Source organism: Alteripontixanthobacter maritimus (assembly GCF_003340475.1).
Classification (GTDB): Bacteria; Pseudomonadota; Alphaproteobacteria; order Sphingomonadales; family Sphingomonadaceae; genus Alteripontixanthobacter; species Alteripontixanthobacter maritimus.
The window spans coordinates 1,036,124-1,058,282 of the sequence record NZ_QBKA01000002.1; the positions used below are offsets into that span (position 1 = coordinate 1,036,124).

The 22,159-nt window shown below is 61.0% G+C and carries 22 protein-coding genes and 1 tRNA gene; 8 read left to right on the forward strand and 15 right to left on the reverse strand.

The window, feature by feature from the left end; all coding sequences use genetic code 11:
* Positions 1–36: 36 nt before the first annotated feature.
* Both HME9302_RS05235 and HME9302_RS05240 read right to left on the reverse strand, forming a co-directional pair.
* On the reverse strand, positions 37–774 hold the full coding sequence (locus HME9302_RS05235) for a hypothetical protein (RefSeq protein ID WP_115367494.1): 738 nt from the start codon (positions 772–774) through the stop codon (positions 37–39).
* 101 nt (positions 775–875) lie between these two features.
* Positions 876–1,328, reverse strand: a complete 453-nt coding sequence (locus HME9302_RS05240) for a GatB/YqeY domain-containing protein (RefSeq protein WP_115366141.1) — start codon at positions 1,326–1,328, stop codon at positions 876–878.
* A gap of 134 nt (positions 1,329–1,462) precedes the next feature.
* On the opposite strand from HME9302_RS05240, the gene carA reads away from it, so the two are divergent.
* From carA to greA, 4 genes are all read left to right on the forward strand, one after another.
* Positions 1,463–2,626 carry a glutamine-hydrolyzing carbamoyl-phosphate synthase small subunit gene (gene carA / locus HME9302_RS05245; RefSeq protein ID WP_115366142.1) on the forward strand — a complete coding sequence of 388 codons (1,164 nt, stop codon included), beginning with the start codon at positions 1,463–1,465 and terminating at the stop codon, positions 2,624–2,626.
* 10 nt (positions 2,627–2,636) lie between these two features.
* Entirely contained in the window at positions 2,637–3,260 is a 624-nt protein-coding gene (locus HME9302_RS05250; RefSeq protein ID WP_115366143.1) for a hypothetical protein, read from the forward strand.
* Positions 3,261–6,608, forward strand: a complete 3,348-nt coding sequence (gene carB / locus HME9302_RS05255) for a carbamoyl-phosphate synthase large subunit (protein ID WP_115366144.1) — start codon at positions 3,261–3,263, stop codon at positions 6,606–6,608.
* 123 nt (positions 6,609–6,731) lie between these two features.
* Complete coding sequence (greA, locus tag HME9302_RS05260; protein ID WP_115366145.1) at positions 6,732–7,199, forward strand: transcription elongation factor GreA; 468 nt, start codon at positions 6,732–6,734, stop codon at positions 7,197–7,199.
* A gap of 101 nt (positions 7,200–7,300) precedes the next feature.
* Here the strand turns inward: greA and HME9302_RS05265 are convergent, their stop codons facing one another.
* The 5 genes from HME9302_RS05265 to HME9302_RS05285 form a co-directional block, all read right to left on the reverse strand.
* A complete protein-coding gene (locus tag HME9302_RS05265) occupies positions 7,301–7,501 on the reverse strand; it encodes a DUF4170 domain-containing protein (RefSeq protein WP_230080035.1) in 201 nt (66 codons plus the stop codon).
* Between the two features lie 155 nt (positions 7,502–7,656).
* On the reverse strand, positions 7,657–8,205 hold the full coding sequence (locus tag HME9302_RS05270; protein WP_115366146.1) for a hypothetical protein: 549 nt from the start codon (positions 8,203–8,205) through the stop codon (positions 7,657–7,659).
* Positions 8,206–8,262: 57 nt separating this feature from the next.
* Entirely contained in the window at positions 8,263–8,583 is a 321-nt protein-coding gene (locus HME9302_RS05275) for a hypothetical protein (protein ID WP_115366147.1), read from the reverse strand.
* Positions 8,580–9,023 (reverse strand): phage holin family protein, encoded by a 444-nt coding sequence (locus HME9302_RS05280; protein ID WP_181815692.1) that lies wholly within the window; start codon positions 9,021–9,023, stop codon positions 8,580–8,582. The genes HME9302_RS05275 and HME9302_RS05280 overlap by 4 nt, the downstream gene beginning before the upstream one ends.
* Positions 9,024–9,053: 30 nt before the next feature.
* Positions 9,054–9,590 carry a hypothetical protein gene (locus HME9302_RS05285; protein WP_181815693.1) on the reverse strand — a complete coding sequence of 179 codons (537 nt, stop codon included), beginning with the start codon at positions 9,588–9,590 and terminating at the stop codon, positions 9,054–9,056.
* A gap of 165 nt (positions 9,591–9,755) precedes the next feature.
* Here HME9302_RS05285 and eno point away from each other — a divergent pair, with 165 nt between their 5' ends.
* Positions 9,756–11,042 (forward strand): phosphopyruvate hydratase, encoded by a 1,287-nt coding sequence (gene eno / locus HME9302_RS05290; protein WP_115366149.1) that lies wholly within the window; start codon positions 9,756–9,758, stop codon positions 11,040–11,042.
* 29 nt (positions 11,043–11,071) lie between these two features.
* On the opposite strand, the gene HME9302_RS05295 is transcribed toward eno, so the two are convergent.
* The 8 genes from HME9302_RS05295 to HME9302_RS05330 all read right to left on the reverse strand — a co-directional run bounded on the left by HME9302_RS05295 (position 11,072) and on the right by HME9302_RS05330 (position 17,857).
* A complete protein-coding gene (locus tag HME9302_RS05295; RefSeq protein WP_115366150.1) occupies positions 11,072–11,401 on the reverse strand; it encodes a hypothetical protein in 330 nt (109 codons plus the stop codon).
* Positions 11,402–11,449: 48 nt separating this feature from the next.
* On the reverse strand, positions 11,450–11,872 hold the full coding sequence (gene ribH, locus HME9302_RS05300) for a 6,7-dimethyl-8-ribityllumazine synthase (protein ID WP_115366151.1): 423 nt from the start codon (positions 11,870–11,872) through the stop codon (positions 11,450–11,452).
* Positions 11,873–11,898: 26 nt separating this feature from the next.
* Positions 11,899–11,974: transfer RNA gene (locus tag HME9302_RS05305), tRNA-Lys, on the reverse strand.
* Between the two features lie 126 nt (positions 11,975–12,100).
* Positions 12,101–13,216 (reverse strand): rod shape-determining protein RodA, encoded by a 1,116-nt coding sequence (gene rodA / locus HME9302_RS05310; protein WP_115366152.1) that lies wholly within the window; start codon positions 13,214–13,216, stop codon positions 12,101–12,103.
* A 22-nt stretch (positions 13,217–13,238) separates the two neighbouring features.
* A complete protein-coding gene (mrdA, locus tag HME9302_RS05315) occupies positions 13,239–15,326 on the reverse strand; it encodes a penicillin-binding protein 2 (RefSeq protein WP_115366153.1) in 2,088 nt (695 codons plus the stop codon).
* The gene (gene mreD / locus HME9302_RS05320; protein ID WP_115366154.1) at positions 15,326–15,880 is read right to left on the reverse strand and encodes a rod shape-determining protein MreD; all 555 of its coding nucleotides are present in this window, start codon (positions 15,878–15,880) and stop codon (positions 15,326–15,328) included. The genes mrdA and mreD overlap by 1 nt, the downstream gene beginning before the upstream one ends.
* Entirely contained in the window at positions 15,880–16,797 is a 918-nt protein-coding gene (mreC, locus tag HME9302_RS05325) for a rod shape-determining protein MreC (RefSeq protein ID WP_115366155.1), read from the reverse strand. The genes mreD and mreC overlap by 1 nt, the downstream gene beginning before the upstream one ends.
* A 13-nt stretch (positions 16,798–16,810) precedes the next feature.
* Positions 16,811–17,857, reverse strand: coding sequence for a rod shape-determining protein (locus HME9302_RS05330; RefSeq protein WP_115367497.1), 1,047 nt, complete (start codon positions 17,855–17,857; stop codon positions 16,811–16,813).
* 197 nt (positions 17,858–18,054) lie between these two features.
* Between HME9302_RS05330 and mutL the strand changes: the two genes are divergently transcribed.
* From mutL to HME9302_RS05345, 3 genes are all read left to right on the forward strand, one after another.
* Positions 18,055–19,899, forward strand: coding sequence for a DNA mismatch repair endonuclease MutL (mutL, locus tag HME9302_RS05335; protein WP_115366156.1), 1,845 nt, complete (start codon positions 18,055–18,057; stop codon positions 19,897–19,899).
* On the forward strand, positions 19,899–20,405 hold the full coding sequence (locus HME9302_RS05340; protein WP_115366157.1) for a hypothetical protein: 507 nt from the start codon (positions 19,899–19,901) through the stop codon (positions 20,403–20,405). The genes mutL and HME9302_RS05340 overlap by 1 nt, the downstream gene beginning before the upstream one ends.
* 66 nt (positions 20,406–20,471) lie before the next feature.
* The gene (locus HME9302_RS05345; RefSeq protein WP_230079880.1) at positions 20,472–22,133 is read left to right on the forward strand and encodes a M20/M25/M40 family metallo-hydrolase; all 1,662 of its coding nucleotides are present in this window, start codon (positions 20,472–20,474) and stop codon (positions 22,131–22,133) included.
* Positions 22,134–22,159: the final 26 nt, after the last annotated feature.

The window sequence follows — 22,159 nt, forward strand, 5'->3', positions numbered from 1 at the left end:
TTTTACAAGACGCTACTCCGCCCCAGTCAGAGCAATTCAGGGCGTTTTGTCGCACGCATTCGCAACGCCGGCCTTTGCCGCTGGATAGGGTCCGGGGCCATTGGCGGTCGTGAAGTTTGCGTCGATCGCATACGCCTCTGCCGGACCGGCGGGCGGCAGTGTGCTTTGCCAGTAGAACGTCAGCGGTTCCGCCTGTTCCCACTGGTTGCCGCCAGCACCGGCCTCCACCGACCAGACCAACGCGCCATCGTCGCATGTGACTATTACGTCAGCCTTGCGCCCGATTGCCGCGATGGCTTCCAGTTTGGAGTAGCCGACCGCGCCGGTGAACCCGTGAGCGGGCCGCGTCATCTTGAAGGCACTGGCGCTTTCGATGTCGCTGGAATCGTTGCCTTCGCCCGCACCGCTTCCGCCTTCATTGTCCTCGCCCGGATAGACCACGTGGACATAGGTGTAGACAGTACCGTCCGGCGCAGTCTTGGGATCGCACGGGTCCATGCCGGCGGGGCAGGCGACGAAGCTGCGGATATCGGCGAAGTTGCCTTCCGCGTTGGACAGCGTGCCCATGACTTCAGGACCCTGCGGGCCGACGATCTTCGCGCCCAGTTTCAGATCGGCAAAGGCGCCAGCTTCCAGCGCCTGATGCGCGGCCATCTGCTCGCTGGCGGTTTCCGGAGTATCGAGATCCGCCACGTCTTCATCCGCAGGCTCTCCGCCGCAGGCCGCCAGCAGGGCGAGGGCGGGAAGGGCGGCTGCAAGCTTGATACGGCGCATGGAAAACTCCTTGAAACAGGTCATTAGCCTCGCACTACCCGCCAAAGCTTGCAACCGTCCTGCCGGTTATCGTTAAGCGAACCGCCGGATTTGGCAGGAGTTCAACCGAAGCTGGCCTTCACCAGACCGCTTGCTTTGCTCATGTCGAGCTGCGCGCCATGGCGGGATTTCAGCTCCGCCATGACCTTGCCCATGTCCTTGATACTGTCCGCACCGATATCGGCTTTCACGGCAGCGATGGCGGCGGCGGTTTCCGCCTCGTCCATACGTGTCGGCAGATAGGTCTCGATCACGCCCAGTTCGTAACGTTCCTTGTCCGCCAGTTCGGTGCGCCCGCCGTCGTCATACATGGTGATCGATTCGCGGCGCTGTTTCGCCATCTTGGTCAGCACGTCCACCACCAGCTCGTCGTCCGGCGTATCTTTGGCAGAGGTTCGCAGTTCGATATCGCGATCCTTGATCTTGGCCTGCACCAGCCGGAGCGCGGCGGTGCGTTCCTTGTCCTTCGCCTTCATGGCGGTGATGGTATCGGCTTTGATGGTATCGCGCAGCATTGGGAAACGTCCTGTGGATTGACGAAGAATAAGGTTGGCAAAGCCTATGCGCGCCATTGACGATGGAGGGCAAGGGGCGTAGCCGCCATGCCTTAGCGACATTGCTGGAAAACCCCTTACCCGGAGCGCCCCTGATGGCCGACCCCGTCTCTAATCTTGCGCAGCCCGAAGGCGCGACGGGATGTCTCGTTCTGGCCGATAGTACGGTGATCTGGGGCGTCGGTTTCGGCGCAGAGGGCGATGCGGTTGGCGAAGTATGCTTCAACACCGCGATGACCGGCTATCAGGAGGTGTTGACGGATCCCAGCTATGCCGCGCAGATCGTCACCTTCACTTTTCCGCATATCGGCAATGTCGGTGCGAATGACGAGGATGTGGAAGGCAAGGTGGACGCCGCCATCGGCTGCATCGTGCGCGAACCCGTCACCCCGCACAGCAATTTTCGCGCCGAGCACGAATTTGCCGAATGGCTGGCCGGGCAGGGCAAGATCGGCCTGTCGGGCGTGGACACCCGCGCGCTGACCCGCCGCATCCGCACCGGCGGCGCACCCAATGCCGTCATCGCGCATTCGGCGGACGGCGTGTTCGACATTCCATCACTGCTGAAGCGGGCGCAGGAATGGCCCGGGCTGGAGGGGATGGATCTGGCCCAGCGCGTCAGCCGTTCGAAGCATGAATGGTGGGAAGGCGGGCCCTGGACGCTAGGCCAGGGCTATGGCCGCGCCAGCAAGGTTGCGCCCAAACACGTGGTTGCCATCGATTACGGGTCGAAGGACAATATCTTCCGCAATCTGGTAAAGGCCGGCGCGAAGGTGACGGTGGTGCCCGCGCGGACCGACGTGTTCGAAATTCTCGCGCTGGAACCGGACGGAATTTTCCTTTCCAACGGCCCCGGCGATCCGGCGGCGACGGGCGAATATGCCGTGCCGACCATCCGCGCGCTGCTCGAACGCGATCTGCCGATTTTTGGAATATGCCTGGGCCACCAGCTCCTCGCGCTGGCAGCAGGGGCGAGCACCATCAAGATGCACCAGGGCCACCGCGGCGCGAACCATCCGGTCAAACGGCTGGAGGACGGCGTGGTGGAGATCACCAGCATGAACCACGGCTTCGCAGTGGATAGCGACACCCTGCCGGACAGTGTGGAGCCGACCCATGTGTCGCTGTTCGACGGCTCCAATTGCGGGATTGCTTTGAAGGACAAGCGCGCTTTCGGGGTGCAGTATCATCCGGAAGCAAGTCCGGGGCCGCAGGATAGCTTTTACCTGTTCGAGCGGTTTGTGGGGATGTTGGGGTGATTATTAACTAATGCTGAGATTTACTACGATTAAGGACGATGTCCTGCTTTCTCTGTATAAGGCTCTCCTTTCCAGTGACAAACAGGAATACTTTACAGCATCTCAAATATTTCCAAACGTTACGCTATCTATTGGGACGGCGATGGTTAACCGGGCATGCAACGCGCTTAGCGAGCAAGATTTTGTTATTGGGTCGAATCAAGGCGAAGATGAATATTTCACGCTTTCTCAAAAAGGGTTCGATAGAGTTGAAGAACTTTTAGACGCATCGAGTGAAGTGCCTGTGGCGTTTGCCGCAATACCCGCTGCCGGTCGCACCGTAGGGCTAAATCATAATTCAGCAGAAATTGAAGCAATCTCAGAAGAAATTGACCGAGCAATCGAAATCGCTCGTGCAACAAAGTCGAACTCGTTTAACAGCGATCAACAGTCTCGTGCTGTCGCGAGTTTAGAATCTGCCGCTGCGCTATGGAAGGCAGCAGAGCTCACAGTTTTTCAGATAAAAGTTGGCATCATTTTTGCAATTGAGGATGCCCAGAAAATCCTGCAGTCGACGTTTCGTACCGTCAAAGGCCCCCTCTTAGTTGACTTCATAAAAACGGTGCTTCGCAATACAACTGGAATTGATCTTTAAATGTCCAAACGCACTGACATTTCCTCCATCCTCGTCATTGGCGCTGGTCCCATCATTATTGGGCAGGCGTGCGAGTTCGATTACTCCGGTACGCAGGCGATCAAGGCTTTGAAGGAGGAGGGCTACCGCGTCGTCCTCGTCAATTCCAACCCGGCCACCATCATGACCGATCCGGAATTTGCCGATGCCACCTATATCGAACCGATCACGCCAGAAATCGTCGAGAAGATCATCGCCAAGGAGACCGCCGCGTTTCCTGGTGGTTGGGCGGTGCTGCCCACGATGGGTGGGCAGACGGCGCTGAATTGCGCGCTGTCGCTCGACAAAATGGGCGTGTTCGAGAAATACGGCGTGCAGATGATCGGCGCGGATGCGGAAGCTATCGACAAGGCCGAGGACCGCGAGAAATTCCGCGACGCGATGGATTCCATCGGTCTCGAAAGCGCGCGCAGCGGTATCGCGCATTCAGTCGAGCAGGCTTATGAGGTGCTGGAACGCACCCATCTGCCCGCCATCATCCGCCCCAGCTTTACCCTTGGCGGCACCGGCGGCGGCATCGCCTACAACCGCACCGAATTCGAACGCATCGTGCGCGAAGGCATCGACGCCAGCCCCACCGACGAGGTGCTGATCGAGGAATCGCTGCTCGGTTGGAAAGAATTCGAGATGGAAGTCGTCCGCGACCGGAACGACAATTGCATCATCATCTGCGCCATCGAAAACGTCGATCCGATGGGCGTGCACACCGGCGATTCCATCACCGTGGCCCCGGCGTTGACGCTGACGGACAAGGAATACCAGATCATGCGGAACGCCAGCATCGCGGTGCTGCGCGAAATCGGCGTGGAAACCGGCGGATCGAACGTGCAGTTTGCGGTCAATCCCGCCGATGGGCGCCTGATCGTGATCGAGATGAACCCGCGCGTTTCGCGCAGCTCCGCGCTGGCGTCCAAGGCCACCGGCTTCCCTATCGCGCGCGTCGCGGCGAAGCTGGCGGTGGGGTACACGCTGGACGAGATCGAGAACGAGATCACCGGCGCCACGCCCGCCAGTTTCGAACCCACGCTGGACTATGTCGTCACGAAGATCCCACGCTTCGCCTTCGAGAAGTTCAAGGGCGCGAAGAACGAACTTGCGACCGCGATGAAATCCGTTGGCGAGGTGATGGCCATCGGCCGCAGCTTTGCCGAAAGTATGCAAAAGGCGTTGCGCGGTCTGGAAACCGGGCTCGACGGATTCAACCGCGTGACCGAACTGGAAGGCGTCAGCCGCGAGGTCATCACCGCCGCGCTCGCCAAGCGGACGCCGGACCGAATCCTGCAAGTCGGGCAGGCCTTCCGCGAAGGCTTCACGGTGGACGAAATCAACCAGATCACTGGCTACGACAAGTGGTTCCTGCGCCAGATCGAGGCGATCATCGCCGAGGAAGCGCGCATCGGCAGCGACGGCCTGCCGCGCGATGCGGTAAACATGCGGCGGCTGAAAGCGATGGGCTTCTCCGACAAGCGCCTCGCCACGCTGGCCGCGCGCTCCGTCCATGTGGCGGGCGGTCTGGGCGAAACGCAGGCCCGCCGTTCCGGCCTGCTGCACGACGCAATGCGCGCCATGGCGGGCGCCACCAGCGAGGAGGAAGTGCGCGATCTGCGCCGCAAGCTGGGCGTGAACCCCGTATTCAAGCGCATCGACAGCTGCGCCGCCGAGTTCGAGGCGATCACGCCCTACATGTACTCGACCTACGATGCGCCGACCTTCGGCGAGTCCGAGAACGAAGCCATGCCGTCCGACCGGCGCAAGATCGTGATCCTGGGTGGTGGACCCAACCGCATCGGGCAGGGTATCGAATTCGACTATTGCTGCGTCCATGCCTGCTTCGCCCTCGAAGAAGCCGGGTTCGAAACCATCATGGTGAACTGCAACCCCGAAACCGTCAGCACGGATTACGACACGTCCGACCGGCTGTATTTCGAACCCCTGACCGCCGAAGACGTCTTGGAAATCTTGCGCGTCGAACAGGAAAACGGCGAGCTGGTCGGCGTTATCGTCCAGTTCGGCGGGCAGACGCCGCTCAAGCTGGCGCAGGCGCTGGAAGATGCCGGCATTCCCATCCTCGGTACTTCGCCCGACGCCATCGACCTTGCCGAAGACCGCGAACGCTTCGCCAGACTGGTCGCCAAGCTCAAGTTGAAGCAGCCGGAAAACGGTATCGCCAAAAGCCGGGATGAAGCCGCCGCCGCCGCCGCGCGCATTGGCTATCCCGTCCTACTGCGCCCTTCCTATGTTCTTGGCGGCCGCGCGATGGAGATTGTGGACAGCGAAGCGCAGCTCGACAACTACATCGCCACTGCCGTCAATGTTTCGGGACAGAGCCCGGTGCTGGTCGACCAGTATCTGCGCGACGCGGTGGAATGCGATGTGGACGCGCTTTGCGATGGCGAAACCGTCGTGATCGCGGGCGTCATGCAGCATATCGAGGAAGCGGGCGTGCATTCGGGTGACAGCGCCTGCACCATCCCGCCATACAGCCTGCCGCCCGAAATCGTCGCGGAGATGGAACGGCAGGCAGAGGCGCTGGCGCTTGCGCTGGGTGTTGTTGGCCTGATGAACGTGCAGTTCGCTGTTAAAGATGGCGAGGTTTACCTGATCGAGGTCAACCCGCGCGCCAGCCGCACGGTGCCGTTCGTCGCCAAAGCTATCGGCCAACCCATCGCCAAGATCGCGGCACGTTTGATGGCGGGCGAGAGCCTCGACGCATTTCCGCCGATTATCCGCGAACTGGATTATATGGCAGTGAAAGAAGCAGTGTTCCCCTTCGCCCGCTTCCCCGGCAGCGACCCCGTGCTGACACCGGAAATGAAATCTACCGGCGAAGTCATGGGCATCGACGCCGATTTCGCCACGGCGTTCTTCAAGTCGCAGCTTGGGGCAGGCGTGAAGTTGCCGGAAGACGGCATGGTTTTCGTGTCGGTGAAGGATGGCGACAAGCCGGTGATTGTGCCCGCGGTCCAGATGCTGGTCGACAAGGGGTTCACCATTTGCGCCACCGGAGGGACCGAAACCTACCTCACCGAACAGGGCTTGCCGGTGCGCCGGGTGAACAAGGTTGCCGAGGGGCGCCCGCACATCGTCGATACCATTATCGACGGCGAAATCGCGCTTATCTTCAACACCACCGAAGGCTGGCAGAGCCTGATGGACAGCAAATCCATCCGCGCTTCGGCGCTGGAGGCGAAGGTGCCATACTACACGACAGCCGCCGCCAGCCTCGCCGCGGCGAACGCGATTGCGCATACCGGACTGGCACAGCTTGAAGTTCGCTCGCTTCAGGACTATTATAGCTCCCGAAACTAGTGCTTCCCCTCTCTTTCCGGAAATTCTGATGCCGCTTCTACAGATGCGGCACCGGCTCCCGGATTGTTGCCGTTCGACGCGGATACGGGGCCGGGGGCGCGATGGGAAGAAAGTGGTTTACCGATGGAAAAAGTCCCGATGCTCGCCGAGGGCTACGAAAAGCTGACGGCCGATTTGAAGGCCTTCCGCGCCGAGCGTCCAAAGGTGGTGGACGCTATCGAGGAAGCGCGCGCGCATGGCGATCTTTCCGAAAACGCGGAATATCACGCGGCCAAGGAACGCCAGGGCCATATCGAGATGTCGATCGCCGATATCGAGGACAAGGTGAGCCGCGCACAGATTATCGATCCGACGACCCTGTCGGGCGACAAGATCGTTTTCGGCGCCACCGTGACGCTGCTGGATGACGACGATAAGCCGGTGAAGTACCAAATCGTGGGCCAGACCGAAGCGGATGCCAATAAGGGTCGGATCAGCTACAACTCGCCGCTCGGCCGAGCATTGATCGGCAAGGCAAAGGGTGATGAAGTCGAAGTGACCGTGCCGGCGGGCGACAAGTTCTACCTGGTGAAACAGGTCGACTATATCTGATCATGGAGCAGGATTTGGCGCGGCCCCGGAACGCTAACGCGCTGGGTTTGCGTTACCTGGCTTGAGTTCCATTTTTCGCCGACACTCGGTCGCTTGCGGGATTAACCTGTTGGGTTTGCTGGATCGAGCAATTCGTGCAGCGGCACGATAACATACTTCATTTCTGCGTCGTCCACGGTGCGCTGGGCGTTGGCACGCCAAGCATTCTCGGCCCCGTCATAATCACTGTAAACGCCGGCGACATGGATGCTTTCAGGGTCCTGGAACTTGATCCGCCGCGGGTCCGCAACTCGGCCACCCATGACAAGATAGAGGGTCTGGTCGGTCTTTTTCTCGGCCACGGTAAAATTCCCTGTTTCGGCGTTGTCGGTTTCCTGGGTCGCCCATAAAGAAAGCGACGCAGCAGGCAAACCCCGCTGCGCCGCTTTTCTGGCGTTTAAGTTATCAACCGCCGCGTTTAGCCGGGCAGACGAGCGCGCAAGTCGCGATAGGCGCGGCTTGCACGGCGCGCGGCCTTACGGCTGACAAACTTCGCGTCGTCATTGCGCTGGGCCGCCCCGGTGGAGATCGTGCGTTTGGCCTTGCGCGCTGAGTGTGCCACGGTATCGCCGAGGTTCTCGACCTTCACGCCGCCCGCACGGGCCACGTCGCCCGCGCTGTCGAACAGACCGCCAGCATAAGCGAGACCCATTTCGGTCGCGTAAGTGGCAAAAGCGCTTGCCTTGCGGCCAGCCTGCGCCCCGACGCGGCGGCCTGGACGCGTCATGGCGCCAATAGCGAGACCGAGTACGGCCACACCAGCGATTGTCGCTATTGGATAGGCTTTCACAAACTCGGTTGCGGTATCGCCTGCTTCACGAGCGCGGTCGGCGAATGTCCGTTCTTCGTTTCGACGTTCCCCGCTCTCGATCTTGTTGCGGAGAACTTCGCGCTTCTCGCGTTTTACTTCTTCCGGGGTCTGGGCCGTGGCGTCGTCGACGTGATCGATGGTTTCCTGGTCTGACATGGGTGTTCTCCGTAAAATTCAAAATTGGCAAAATGTTTCTCGCGCAGACGAGTTTCCTCAGTCGTTACGCAATGTATCGCGGTCATCCTCGGTATCATCATCTTCGTCGCTGAAGATCGACGCTAGTGGTGTGCGGGCGAACCAGATCAGTATCGCAGCAAGCAACACTCCGAGCACGCCCTTGTGGTTGTCGGCCACTTCGACCGCTTCCTCGAACACATCGGTGGCGCCTTCCGTCACGCGATCGACAATCCGGCTTCCGAAACCCTTGGATGTCAGATCGCTGCGGATATGGGCGATGTCAGCCTTGACCAACGCGCGGGCGGAATTGCGCAGTGCCCGGTCCTCGCGCAGCTGCTGATCGATCGACTCCGTCATGGCGACGTGTCCTTATATGCGTCCGAAAGATGGCTGAAACGTTTCTTCGCAGCCAGACCGGCAACCACTCCCAGCACCAGCAGAATAACGACTACAAGCGCCGTCGCACCCCACGGGGTCAGGATAGGCGAAAGCGCTATCACAAGGCCGACGACCAGCGCGATTAGCGCCAGATGCACGAACGCCAGCGCTGCAACCGCCATTCCAACGCCGCTACCACCCTTCGATGCGGCAAACTTCAGCCGGGTTTTCTGGAATGCCAGTTCCGCCTCGGCATAAGTCTTTCCATCGTCGATGAGGGCTACGACGTCGTCTGTCAGCGAACTGCCCGGGTGTCCGACAGTTTCATCCGCCACAGAGTGCTCCGCAGGCGAACCGAACGTGTCCGGCTCGCCTGCGATGTCGTCGTCATGTTCCCTGATGGGAAGCTCCTGATTCAAGATCTCAGCCCTTCGATCAGCTGCAGCACATTAGCGGCGGAACAGGCGCGAGATCATATAACCGGCGACAGCCGCAATGCCGACGGCCATTCCCGGGCTCTTCCGCACGAACTCGCGTGCATCTTCGCCCAGCTCATCCACGCTCTTGGTGTCCAGCTTGGTCGCGGTTTCCTGTAAGCTGCGCGATGCGCTGCGGGCGTAGTCACCGTATTTCGGGCCTAGCTTCTCATCCAATGTCGCAGCATTTTCGGAAACCACTTTGCCAAGGCCGGTCAGCACGTCGCTGGCCTTAGCCTTGCCTTCAACTGCCAAGTCGGCTGCCTTGGTCTTGGCATCGGTAAGCGTGTCTTCGCTCTTGCCGCGTGCCCGGGTAGTATATTCGCTGGTCCGATCGGTCGCCTCGGCCTTCAGTGCAGCCGCACCGGCCTTTGCTTCGTCCAACGCGGCAGTGAATCGCGATTTCGCTTCGTCACGATGCGTGTGCGTCACGGTATCCTGCGCCTCGGCTGCGGTAGTGGTTTTCGCTGGAACCTTGGCTTTCGGTTTTGCGGTAGTTGCTTTTGCCATGATGTATCCTTTGCCCTCGATAATTTCGTATGGTCTGGTGCTGGCGACAGAATGCGCGCAGCTTCACCAATTCAACGCGGCTTGCCACCCATTGTTCCGGAGCATAGGGCGTTTCCCGAACTAGTATTTGTTGCGTTGCACAAGACCCGAAAGGCCCCGATCCCCATGACCGCCATTCTCGATATTCACGCTCGCGAAATACTTGATAGCCGGGGCAATCCCACAGTCGAGGTTGATATGTTGCTGGAGGACGGCAGCTTCGGCCGCGCGGCGGTTCCCTCGGGGGCATCGACGGGCGCGTACGAGGCTGTGGAATTACGCGACGGCGATGCGGACCGGTATCTGGGCAAGGGCGTGTTGAAGGCGGTCGATGCAGTGAATGGTGAAATTGCGGATCTGCTCGTTGGCCACGATGCGGAGGACCAGCGCGACCTCGACCTCGCTATGATCGAGCTGGACGGTACCGACAACAAGGCGCGCATCGGTGCCAACGCCATCCTCGGGGTCAGCCTGGCGGCAGCCAAGGCGGCGGCAAACGCTCGCGGCCTGCCGCTATACAGTTATATCGGCGGGGTAGGTGCGCATACCCTGCCGGTCCCGATGATGAACATCATAAATGGCGGCGAACATGCCGACAACCCGATCGACATCCAGGAATTCATGGTCATGCCTGTGGGTGCCGACAGCTTGACCGAGGCGGTGCGCTGGGGTGCCGAGATATTCCATACGCTGAAAAAGGGCCTGGCCGAAAAGGGTATGTCCACCGCCGTTGGAGATGAAGGCGGTTTTGCGCCTGCACTTGCCGGATCGCGTGACGCGCTGGACTTCATCATGAGCAGCATCGAACGCGCCGGCTTCAAGCCCGGCGAGGACGTAATGCTGGCGCTCGATTGCGCGGCAACCGAATTTTTCCGTGACGGAAAGTACGAAATTTCAGGCGAGGGCAAATCGCTCACCCCCGCGCAAATGGCGGATTACCTGGCAGAGTTATGCGATGCCTATCCGATCGTGTCGGTCGAAGACGGCATGGATGAAGACGATTTCGAAGGCTGGAAGGCCCTGACGGACCGCGTTGGCGACAAGGTTCAGTTGGTGGGTGACGATCTGTTCGTAACCAATTCGGCGCGCCTGAAACAAGGCATTGCGGATGGGCTTGCCAATTCGCTGCTGGTGAAGGTCAACCAGATCGGAACGCTGACCGAAACCTTGGAAGCAGTCGATATGGCTCACCGCGCGGGCTACACCGCCGTCATGAGCCATCGTTCGGGCGAAACCGAGGACGCCACGATTGCGGATCTGGCGGTCGCGACCAATTGCGGACAGATCAAGACCGGCTCGCTTGCGCGGTCGGACCGGCTAGCGAAATACAACCAGCTTATCCGTATCGAGGAAGAGCTGGGGAGCAGCGCCCGCTATGCCGGGCGTGGATGTTTCGGGCATATCGGCGCTTGAGGCGTAGGTTAGAAACAACTGGGTGAGAGTCAGGAGGAGATGCGAGCTTCGTCTTCCATGTCCTCTTCGACCTCGGTCTCGATCTCGTCGGCGACCTCGTCCATTCTTTCCATGATGCGCCTGTTTTTCGGGCTCAACAGATATTGCCAAACGCCATAGGCATTGATGGCAAGCAGTAGCCCGTTCATCGCGGCAATCGGTATGGCGCCGCTCGTGAAGCCGATATAAATCCACGCGAACGCCACGGCGCAAAAAAGGACGAAGCCCCAGCCACTAACCTTTCGCCCCAGATCGGACGCGATCAACGTGGCGGCAAGCACGGTTCCGATGGCGGCGATCCATTCAAGTGGTCCATTCATGCGGCCTGAAGCAGCGGCCACACGCAACGTTCCGGAACGCGCCTTATGTTAAGCGATGAAACGCTGCCGCAGATCGTGAAGAGCGATAGCGGCCTCAGCAGCCTCGCCGCCCTTGTTCTTTTTGTCGGGGTTTGCACGAACCTCGGCCTGATCGTGGTTCTCTACCGTAAGTATGCCGTTGCCGATGGCCATTCCATCTATCGTCAGCGCCATGATCCCGCGTGCGCTTTCACCCGCGACGATTTCGAAGTGGTAGGTTTCGCCGCGAATGACCACGCCGATCGCGACGTAGCCGTCGTACTGGCCGCTTTCGGAAGCTAGCGCGATAGTACCGGGAATTTCCAGCGCGCCCGGCACGGTCAGCACTTCGAAAGTGTGCCCGGCCTGCTCCAGAGCAGCCTTCGCACCGGCTACCAGCTGGTCATTCAGATCGTCGTAGAAGCGGGCTTCCACGATCAGGAAACTTGCCATCTACGTACTCCGAGGAAAGGGGAAAATGGTGGACGCACTTGGGTTCGAACCAAGGACCCGCTGATTAAGAGTCAGCTGCTCTACCAACTGAGCTATGCGTCCACTGCCGGATTGCGGCACCGATCGTAACCGGGCGGGTTCGATCGGAAGCGGTCAAATAGCGATGATTGGCGCGGTGTAAAGTCTTGTGTGCCTCGCGCCGGCGCTTTTCCCGTTAGGCCTGCTTGCTCAAGACAATCCGCTGCTGGGCTTTTGACTGTTCCAGCGGTTCACCATCATCAACGTGCCGATGCAGATCATATTGGTCATCATCGACGATCCCCCATGGCTCATGAAGGGGAGTGGGATGCCCACCACCGGCGCGAAGCCCATCACCATGAGCAGGTTCACCGCGACGTAGAAGAAGATCGTGGCGACCATGCCCGCCGCCAGCAGTCGTGAGAACCGGTCCTGCGCCTTCATCGCCACTTTCCAGCCCCACCGCATAATAATCGCGAATATTCCGATCACGACTATGCCACCCACCAGGCCCCATTCCTCGGCCATGGTGGCGAAAACGAAATCGGTGTGCGGTTCGGGAAGGTAGTTGAGTTGGCTTTGCGTGCCGTCGTTAAAACCCTTGCCGGTGATCCCGCCGGAACCGATGGCGATCTTGGATTGGGTGATGTGATACCCCGCGCCCAGCGGATCGCTTTCGGGATCGAACAGCGTATCGATGCGCCGTTGCTGGTACGGTTGAAGGGCAAAATTGTAGGCAAGCGGCACGGCCACCGCCGCTGCAGCTATGGCTCCGCCAAACCAGAGCATCGGCAAACCGGCGAGGAACATGATGACTACCCCGCCGAAGGCCAGCGCCAGCGAAGTTCCAAGGTCGGGCTGCATCAGCACGAGCGCCATCGGCATTCCAATCAGCACCCCCGCCGGTATCAGCGCCCGCCAGTTGCGGACCATGCCGGGCGGCAGCAGATCGTAATATTTCGCCAGCGCAAGAACCAGCACGGGCTTCATCAATTCGGAAGGCTGAATGCGGATCGGGCCGACTTCCAACCACCGCTGGCTCCCGCCGCCGATTGCTCCCATCGCTTCCACACCGACCAACAGTATCAACACGATTGCGTACACCGGGTAGGTCATTAGCCGCACGAAATCGCGATTGAAGAGCGTCATGATGGTGGCCATCACGAAGAACACGCCGAACCGTATCAAATGCGAATCCGCATAGGGGCTCATGCTGCCGCCAGCCGCCGAAAACAGCACGGCTGCCCCAAAGCCGACCAGGATAAACAGCGGAAACAGCATCCGCCATGGTTGTCGTGCGATGGGGGTAGGGACGATACTATTCATCGGCGCGGTCGTTCGGCGCAGATCATTGCTGCACCGGGGAGCCGGCATTCGCGCTGCCGGGTTCGCCCGACGGGGTCGCTTCGCGGCGTGGATCGACAACGCCCTGGGCAAGGCGTTCGGTGCGCTGCGCGGCGATCCGCGCCTCGGCATTCACACGCTCGAACACTTCCTCGTCCCGCCGCGGTGCCGCGGCCACCGTTTCCCCTGCGGCTGAGGCATAAGCGGCGTAACGCTGATCGAGCCGTTGCTGCGCGGTTCCGCCCCATTGCGTTTCCAGCGCGCTCAGGGCTTCCAACCCCTTCGTCGGGTCGAACAGATACGTCATCACGTCGCGCGCGATGGGATAGGCCGAGCCCGACCCGCCGCCATGCTCTATTACCACCGCGCCTGCGTATTTCGGCTTGTCGAACGGAGCGAAGAACACGAACAGGCCGTGGTCGCGGTACTTCCAAGGGCCGGTCTTGCCGTTCGAAACCGACAGCGAAACGACCTGCGCCGTACCGGTCTTGCCGGCCATCAGGATATCTTCGATAGGCAGGCGGGCACGGCCGGCGGTGCCGGGACCGTTCACCGTATCGCTCATGGCCTTGCGGATGTAGGCGATCTCTTCGGGTTCGAATGCAAAATGTTCGAATTTCGGCTTTCGATCGCTTGCAACCATGCGCGGCATGACCCGGTCGCCCGTGGCGAGTCGTGCAGTCATCACCGCCAGCTGCAGGGGGCTTGTAAGGTAGTACCCCTGACCGATCGATGCGTTTACCGTGTCATATGGCTGCCAGGAACTGTCGTATTTTTCCTGCTTCCATGCAGGGGTGGGAACGGTGCCGTAAAACTGGCTGGTGACGGGCAGTTCGAATTCCTGCCCCAGTCCCATCTTGCGGGCCCATTTGGCGACTTGATCGAAACCGACCTTCTGCGCGAAATGGTAGAAATAGCTGTCGCAGCTCTGGTAAATGGCCTTTGCCATGTCGACCCGGCCGTGATTGCTCCAGCAGTTGAAGAACCGGTTGCCGATGCGGCGTCCGCCGCCGCAAGTAATCGTTTCTTCCGGCTTTACCCCGGCATCGAGGAAGGCCATGCAGTGCATCGGCTTGACCGTGGAGCCGGGCGGGTAAAGCCCCTTCAGCACCTTGTTGCGCAGCGGCACGCGCTCGTCCTCGCGCAGCATCGAATATTCGACGCTGCCGATGCCATCTGAAAAGCTGTTCGGATCGTAGCTGGGCATGGAAGCCATGCACAACAGATCGCCGGTATCGCAGTCCATCACCACGACGGAACCGGATTCGAGCCCGATCCGGCGCGCTGCGTAATCCTGCAGCGGCCCGTCGATAGTCAGCTTGACCGGCTTGCCCTGAATATCGTCCCGCGTATCGAGATCGCGCACGATCCGCCCGGCGGCGGTGACTTCTACGCGCCGCGCACCAGGTACCCCGCGCAAATTGCTTTCGAACTGCTTTTCCAGCCCGTCCTTGCCAATCTTGTAACCCGGCGTGATCAGCAGCGGATTACGGTCCTGATCGTATTCTTCGGCGGAGGCCGGGCCGACGTAACCAATCAGGTGGCCCACTGCGGCCCCCGTCGGATAAAAGCGCGAAAAACCGCGCTGCGGAACGACCCCGGGCAGGTCAGGCAGGCGCACGCTGATGGCGGCATATTGATCGAATTTGAGGCCGGTGGCGACTTCGACGGGCTGGTAGCCGCTGGATTTCTCCACCTCCGCCTTGATATCGCGCACCCGTCCTTCATTAAGATCGAGCAATCCCGCCAGTACGTCGATGGTGGCAGCAGGGTCGTCCAGCCGTTCGGGAATGATGTCGACCCGGAAGTCAGCCCGGTTGGAGGCAAGCGGTGCGCCATTCCGGTCGAGCAACCAGCCGCGACGAGGCGGGATCAGCGTCAGATTGACGCGGTTGCTCTCGCTCTCGGTCTTGTATTTCGCGTTTTCGGCAATGGCGATATACGCCATGCGCCCTGCCAGCAGCAGCCCGACGCCGCCCTGGATCGCACCAACCACGAAACTGCGCCGGTCGAAGCTATGCTTCAGCGCGGCGGTAGTGTCGCTCGCCGAATTGCGCAGGCCGCCGGAAGGTTTCTTGCGCCTGCCCAGCATCACCCGATCGTCCGCACGCGCATCAGGCGCAACCTGTCGAGAAAGGCAACCATCCTTGCAATAATGGGGTATGCAAGGACCGACAGCAAGAGCTGCGGTGCCAGCACGATCAGGGCCGGAAGGCCGATCGGCGCGCCTGAAAGCAGGAACGCTGCCAGCAGATAGGCGATCACCAGTACCACGGCAGCAAACCAGTCCTGCCAAAAGGATCGCCACGGAAACCGCGATTCAATGATCTCGATTGCCAGCATCGCCAGCGACCACAAAAGAATGCCGCTTCCGAAGGGTTGTCCGCTAAACAGATCGTCAACCAACCCGAGGGGGAAACCTGCCCAAACCGGAAACAATCCGGGACGCAGCAGCCGCCATGCGACCAGCATCAGGAAACCGAGAGGTGGCATCAGCGGGCCGGGCGTTGCCATGACGAAGATCGGCAGGACGATGGCGATAAGGATGCTCAGCCACGGAACGATGTATCCGAGCAGCGGCGAATGATCGCGGTTTATACGCCGACCGTAGGCATCGCTGCGGGAGCGGGGGTTCAACCGCTCCATCAGTTATCGGTTTCGTTGGATTGCACCGATGGTGCCGCCGCCTCGCCAATCAGCTCCGCCGCTTCAGGCTCGTAGATAGGGTCGACACGCACGATCCCCGTAGCGGCGGGATCGCTTATTATGCGGGCGAGCGCGCCGTCTTCGGTTACTTCGACGACGATCGCGACAGCAGTTCCGGGCCGGTAGTAACCGCCTGCACCGCTGGTTACGAAGATGTCGCCCTTCTTCAGCGGGTTCAGTCCCAGATTGATGAGCCGCACCCGTAGCAGGCCGTCACCGCGCCCTTGTGCAATGGCAGCGACGTCGTCCGTAGCGCGGCGTACCGGCAGGTAGCTGTCGCTGTCAGTCAGAAGCAGCACGCGCGCGCTGTCGCTGCTGGCTTCGAGCACGCGGCCAAGCACACCGCGTTCGGAACGCACCGGCATACCGGGTCGCACACCTTCGTCGGTTCCGGCACCCAGATAGGCAATCCGGCGCGAACTTGTCGCGCTCGATCCGATCAGACGGGCGATGGCCACTGCCTCGCCATCGTTTTCGGTAAGGCCCATGAGGCCCTTTAGCCGCTCGTTCTGCCGCTCAACAGCCTGGGCCTCGGCCAGTTTGATACGCGCAAGCTCGACTTCACGGCGCAATTCGGCGTTCTTGCTGCCGGCCCGGTAATAGGCGCCGATAGCCTCGAACATGCCCTGGCTTTCGGAGCGAGCGACCGCCACGGTTTCCGCTGCCGGTTCGACGATGTCGATGGCTTCCCCGCGCACCGGGCCGAAAGTGGCCGGGCGGATCAGCGATACGGCCAGCAGCAGTGCGCCAATCAGCGCGCCGATACCGGCAATCACATAGCCCGTGAACTGGCCGAATTGCGCCCTGCGCGAATGGCCGGAGCGCCTGCCCGCATGACTGGAAGGGGAGGACGCCATCGAGCTTCCCCGATTAGGCGGTCATCAGGACGCCGCGATAGACCGGATCTTCCATCGCCCGGCCTGTACCCATCGCCACGCAGGACAGGGGATCTTCGGCGATAGTGACCGGCAGACCGGTTTCTTCACGCAGATGTTCATCCAGCCCGCGGATCAGCGCGCCACCGCCGGTTAGAACGATGCCTTGATCCACGATATCGGCGGCCAGTTCGGGTGCCGTGTTTTCCAGCGCGATACGCACGCCTTCTACAATTGCGCCGATTGGTTCGGCCAGCGCTTCCGCGATATGGCCCTGATTGATGGTAATTTCCTTGGGCACGCCATTCACAAGGTCGCGGCCCTTCAGCACGATGGTTTCCCCGATGCCGTCCTCCGGAGCCACAGCCACGCCGTAATCCTTCTTGATCCGTTCGGCCGTGCTTTCACCGATAAGCAAGTTGTGATGGCGGCGGACGTAGCTGACGATGGCTTCGTCCATCTTGTCACCGCCGGTACGGACGGAGGTAGTGTAAGCAAGTCCGCGCAGCGACAGCACTGCGACCTCGGTCGTGCCGCCGCCGATATCGACCACCATGGAACCGACCGGCTCGGTCACGGGCATATCCGCGCCGATGGCAGCGGCCATGGGTTCGAGGATGAGATACACTTCGGAAGCGCCCGCATTGCTGGCCGCATCGCGGATCGCGCGGCGTTCGACCGATGTGGAGCCCGATGGAACGCAGATCACGATTTCCGGCGGCGAAAGGAAGCTCGTACGCTTGCCATTAACCTTCCGGATGAAGTGCTTGATCATTTCCTCGGCAATTTCGATATCTGCGATCACGCCGTCGCGCAGTGGACGGATGGCCTCGATGGAATCTGGCGTCTTGCCCATCATCATCTTGGCGTCGTCACCCACAGCCTTGACGCGCTTGATGCCCTGCAGCGTTTCGATGGCAACCACGGATGGTTCGTTCAGCACGATCCCCTGATCCTGCACATATACCAGCGTGTTCGCGGTACCCAGATCGATCGCCAGATTTTGCGAACCGAATTTGAACAATTTGCTCCAGAAACTCATGCGTTTGCGATCCGTAATTGCACACAGGTAAGCCAGCCGTACCCATGTACGCCGACCCCTTGCCAGTGTGTTGATGGTAAAGGTTGCACCGCCCTTAGCCATTACGGTGGCAAAAGGCCAAAATATATTCACATTATCCCGCAGCTTTTGCACACTCTGGCTCGAAATTTGCGTGATGCGGCGTTAGGACGCGATGTATGGTCGCAATCCGCAGACTTCCTGAAACGCTGGTCAACCGCATTGCGGCGGGCGAAGTGGTCGAACGTCCGGCTTCCGCGGCGAAGGAACTGGTGGAGAACGCGATCGATGCGGGCGCGCGCCGGATTGTTGTGAAACTGGTCGATGGCGGTCTGACGCGCCTTGAAGTTACCGACGATGGTTGCGGGATGGGTCCGCAGGACATGACACTGGCACTGGAACGTCATGCCACCAGCAAATTACCAGAAAGCCTGATCGGCGAAGCGCAGGCGATCGAACGGGTGGCGACGCTGGGTTTTCGCGGCGAAGCGCTGCCGTCGATCGCTTCGGTTGCCCAGTTCACGCTGGAAAGCCGACCGCATGACGCTGCCGAAGGGTGGCGCAAGGTGGTTGACCATGGCGAGTTGGTGGAAGACGCACCCGCTGCCCTGCCACCCGGTACGCGGGTGCGGGTAGAAAACCTGTTCGGCAAGGTGCCTGCTCGCCGGAAGTTCCTGCGCACACCGCGCAGCGAATACGGTGCCTGCCACGACGTTGTCCGTCGCCTCGCGATGGCGCGACCGGACATCGGCTTCACCCTGGAACACCGTACGGGCGACAAGGATCGCCGCGTGCTGCACGTACAGGGCGGGGAGGGGGCCGAAGCGCGCGTCGCCAGCATCATTGCGCGGGAGCTGGAGACGAACGGCGTATCGATCGATCTGGAACGTCCACTCGAGAATGGCACGATGCGCCTCACCGGCCTGGCAGGCCTGCCAACCTATAATCGCGGCGTGGCCGACCACCAGTATCTGTTCGTGAACGGCCGCCCGGTGAAGGACCGGCTGCTGACCGGCGCGGTGCGCGGTGCCTATGCCGATATGCTGGCGCGCGATCGCCATGCTGTGCTGGCGCTATTCCTCACCCTTCCGGCAGAGAACGTCGATGTGAATGTCCACCCCGCCAAGACGGAAGTCCGGTTCCGCGACGCGCAAGGTGTGCGCGGCTTTATCGTGTCGGGCCTGCGCAAGGCTTTGGGTACAGGCGACAGGCGCAGCGCGCAGGGTCCGGATGCGGCCGCGATGGAACGCTGGCAACAGGAACCCATGCGGCCCGAAATCTCCCCCGCGCTCGGCTCGATCTTCACCGGCCGTGACTGGAGTAGGCCGCAATCGTCCGTCGCAGAAGCCCCTTCACCCTACAACTCGCAAACCGGCGAGGTCATGGATTATCCCATGGGCCGCGCGGAAGAGGCTGCTTCGCCTGACCACGACGCGGCGCAATATCCGCTCGGCATTGCGCGCGGGCAGGTGGCTGATACCTATATCGTGGCCGAGGCGGCGGACGGGCTGGTGCTGGTCGACCAGCACGCAGCGCATGAGCGGCTCGTGCTGGAACGCCTGCGCGCAGCCGGTGCGGAGGACGCGGTGAAGCGCAGCCAGGCTTTGCTGATGCCCGACGTCGTGGAACTGGACGAGGCAAGCTGCGACCGTCTGGAAGAGGCCGCGCCCAAACTTGCCGAACTGGGGCTGGAAATAGAACGCTTCGGTCCCGCCGCCATGCTGGTGCGCGCCATGCCGCACAGCCTGAAAAGCTCTGCCCCGGCGCAATTGTTGCAGGACATTGCCGATGACATCGCCAAACATGGGGAGGCGCTGTGGCTGGGCGAAAAGCTCGACCTGGTGCTTGCCACCATGGCCTGCCACGGCAGCGTGCGGGCAGGGCGGGTGCTCAGCGTGGCGGAAATGAACGCGCTGCTGCGTGAGATGGAACGCACACCGCGATCGGGCCAATGCAATCATGGCCGCCCGACATGGGTGAAGCTGGCCATGGAAGACGTCGAGAAACTGTTCGGGAGGCATTGATGCGCAAGTCTTTTTTATTGGTCTTGTTGGCTGCGCCAATGGCTTTGGCGGGATGTGGTGGGGAGCCTTCGGCGGAGGAGCAGGCGGCGATTGATGCGGCGGCTTTAGCAGAGATCGAGGCAGCGTCGGTCGTGCCTGCCGCTCCCTTGAATCTGCAGCCGATCCTCTATCCCGATATCGAGAAGAACGAGCTGTATGGTGCATCATGCGCGTTTGCGCCGGGTGGCAGTTTCGGGGCGGTCGCGTTGGCGATGGAGGATGCGGGTTACCTCAAATACGAGGATACGGTGCAACTGCTAGCGCCCGATGCCGGTAGTGCCGAGGGGCCGCTGGGTAGCCGTGAGAAATATGACGGGCGCGAATACAGCTTCCGCCTGGAACGCACCACGGCAGACAGCGAAAGCGCTGGCATGGATTCCGTCGATTACCGTGCGCGGTTGGTCGTGAGGGATGGGCAGGACCGCATCGTTTACGAGCAGGACGGCAACGCACAATGCGGGGCGTGATCGATCGCCCCGCTAAATAGATAAACCGAATACCTAAGCCGAATACGTAAACCGGGGACCGAACCAATGACATTCCGCAACTTCCTGATGCTGGGCGCTGCCGCGCTGGCCCCGACCGTTGCTGTGGCAGGGATTGCCGCGCTGCCTGTCGCCGCCTTCGCCCAGGATAGCGAGCCGGACGATGCGCCCGAAATCGATGCGCGCATCATGGATGAAGGTCTGAACCGCAGCGAAGTGCAGATGCTGGCGCATGAACTGGTCGACGGGATCGGCGCGCGCCTCACCAATTCGCCCAATATGCGCAAGGCCGAAAGCTGGGCGGTCGACAAGATGCGCGATCTTGGTTTGAAGAACGTGCGTAAGGAAGGGTTCGAATTCGGACGTGGGTGGGAACATTTGGCGTCGTCTGCGACCATGCTGACGCCGCGCGAAGTGGAGCTGACCGCCACGCCGGTCGCCTGGACGCCCGGAACGAACGGCGTGATCGAGGCTGAGGTCGTCGTTGCGCCCATATCGGAGCGCGCGCATTTCGAGGCCTATCGCGGACAGCTGGCCGGCAAGATCGTAATGATCAGTATTCCCGGAATGGGTGACGAGCCGACGCGCGCGCCTTTTCGGCGGCTCGATTCTTCCGACATTTCCAGCCGTAACGATGTCGACCTGCCGAATTACAGCGGCGAGGGCGAGAGCGTGGAGCGCAGCCTGAAGCGCCGCAAATTCGCGCTGGAGCTGGACGAGTTTCTCGCTGCCGAAGGTGCGGTTGCCTGGGCCAAGATGTCATACCGCGACGGCAAGCTACTCCATGGGACCGGCTACACCCATCACGTCGGTATGAGCCCGAAACTGCCCGGCATCGAGATCGCTGCAGAAGATTACCGCCGCATCGCCCGCTTTGCCAAAACCGGTCCCGCACCGCGCCTGCGCATCGAAAATGATGTCCGGTTCGTGGATGGCGACACGCAGGCCTACAATATCATCGGCGAGATGGCCGGTAGCGATCCGTCCGCCGGATACGTCATGGCGGGTGCGCATTTCGACAGCTGGTACACAGGCGACGGCGCGGTCGATAACGGATCGGGCTCCGTAGTGGTGCTGGAAGCCGCACGCATCCTGAAAGCGCTTGGCGTGAAGCCGAAACGGACCATAAAGTTCGCGCTATGGGGTGCAGAGGAGCAGGGCTTGCTCGGCAGTCTCGCCTATGCCCGCCGCCATCTGGTTTCCCGTGCGGGAGAGAACGATCTTTCCGCGTTCGAGCTCAGCAGCCGCTGGCGCGATCTGTATCCGGTGACTGCCAAGCCGGGCTATTCCGACTTCAAGGCCTATTTCAACATGGATAACGGGTCCGGCAAGTTTCGCGGGCTCCATGCAGAAGGCAATCCTGCCGCCGAGCCATATCTGCGCAGCTGGCTGTCATCCTATGGCGTGCTGGATGCCGGGCGCGTGGTATCGGGAAGCACAGGCGGCACCGACCACGTGTATTTCCAGGCAGTAGGCCTACCGGGATACCAGTTCATCCAGGACCCGCTCGATTATTTCGCGCGGTTGCATCACACCAATGTCGATACGTTCGACCATCTGCGCCCTGACGATTTGCGACAGGCAGCGACGGTGATGGCCGGAGTGTTACTGGCCGCCGCCAACGACAAGGGAAGCATCCCGAAAATGCCGTTGCCGGTGCGGCCGAATGTGACCGATCCGTTCGAATATGAGTATCCTGAAACGGACTGACCCATGGCACGGAGGCCGGTTGCCCC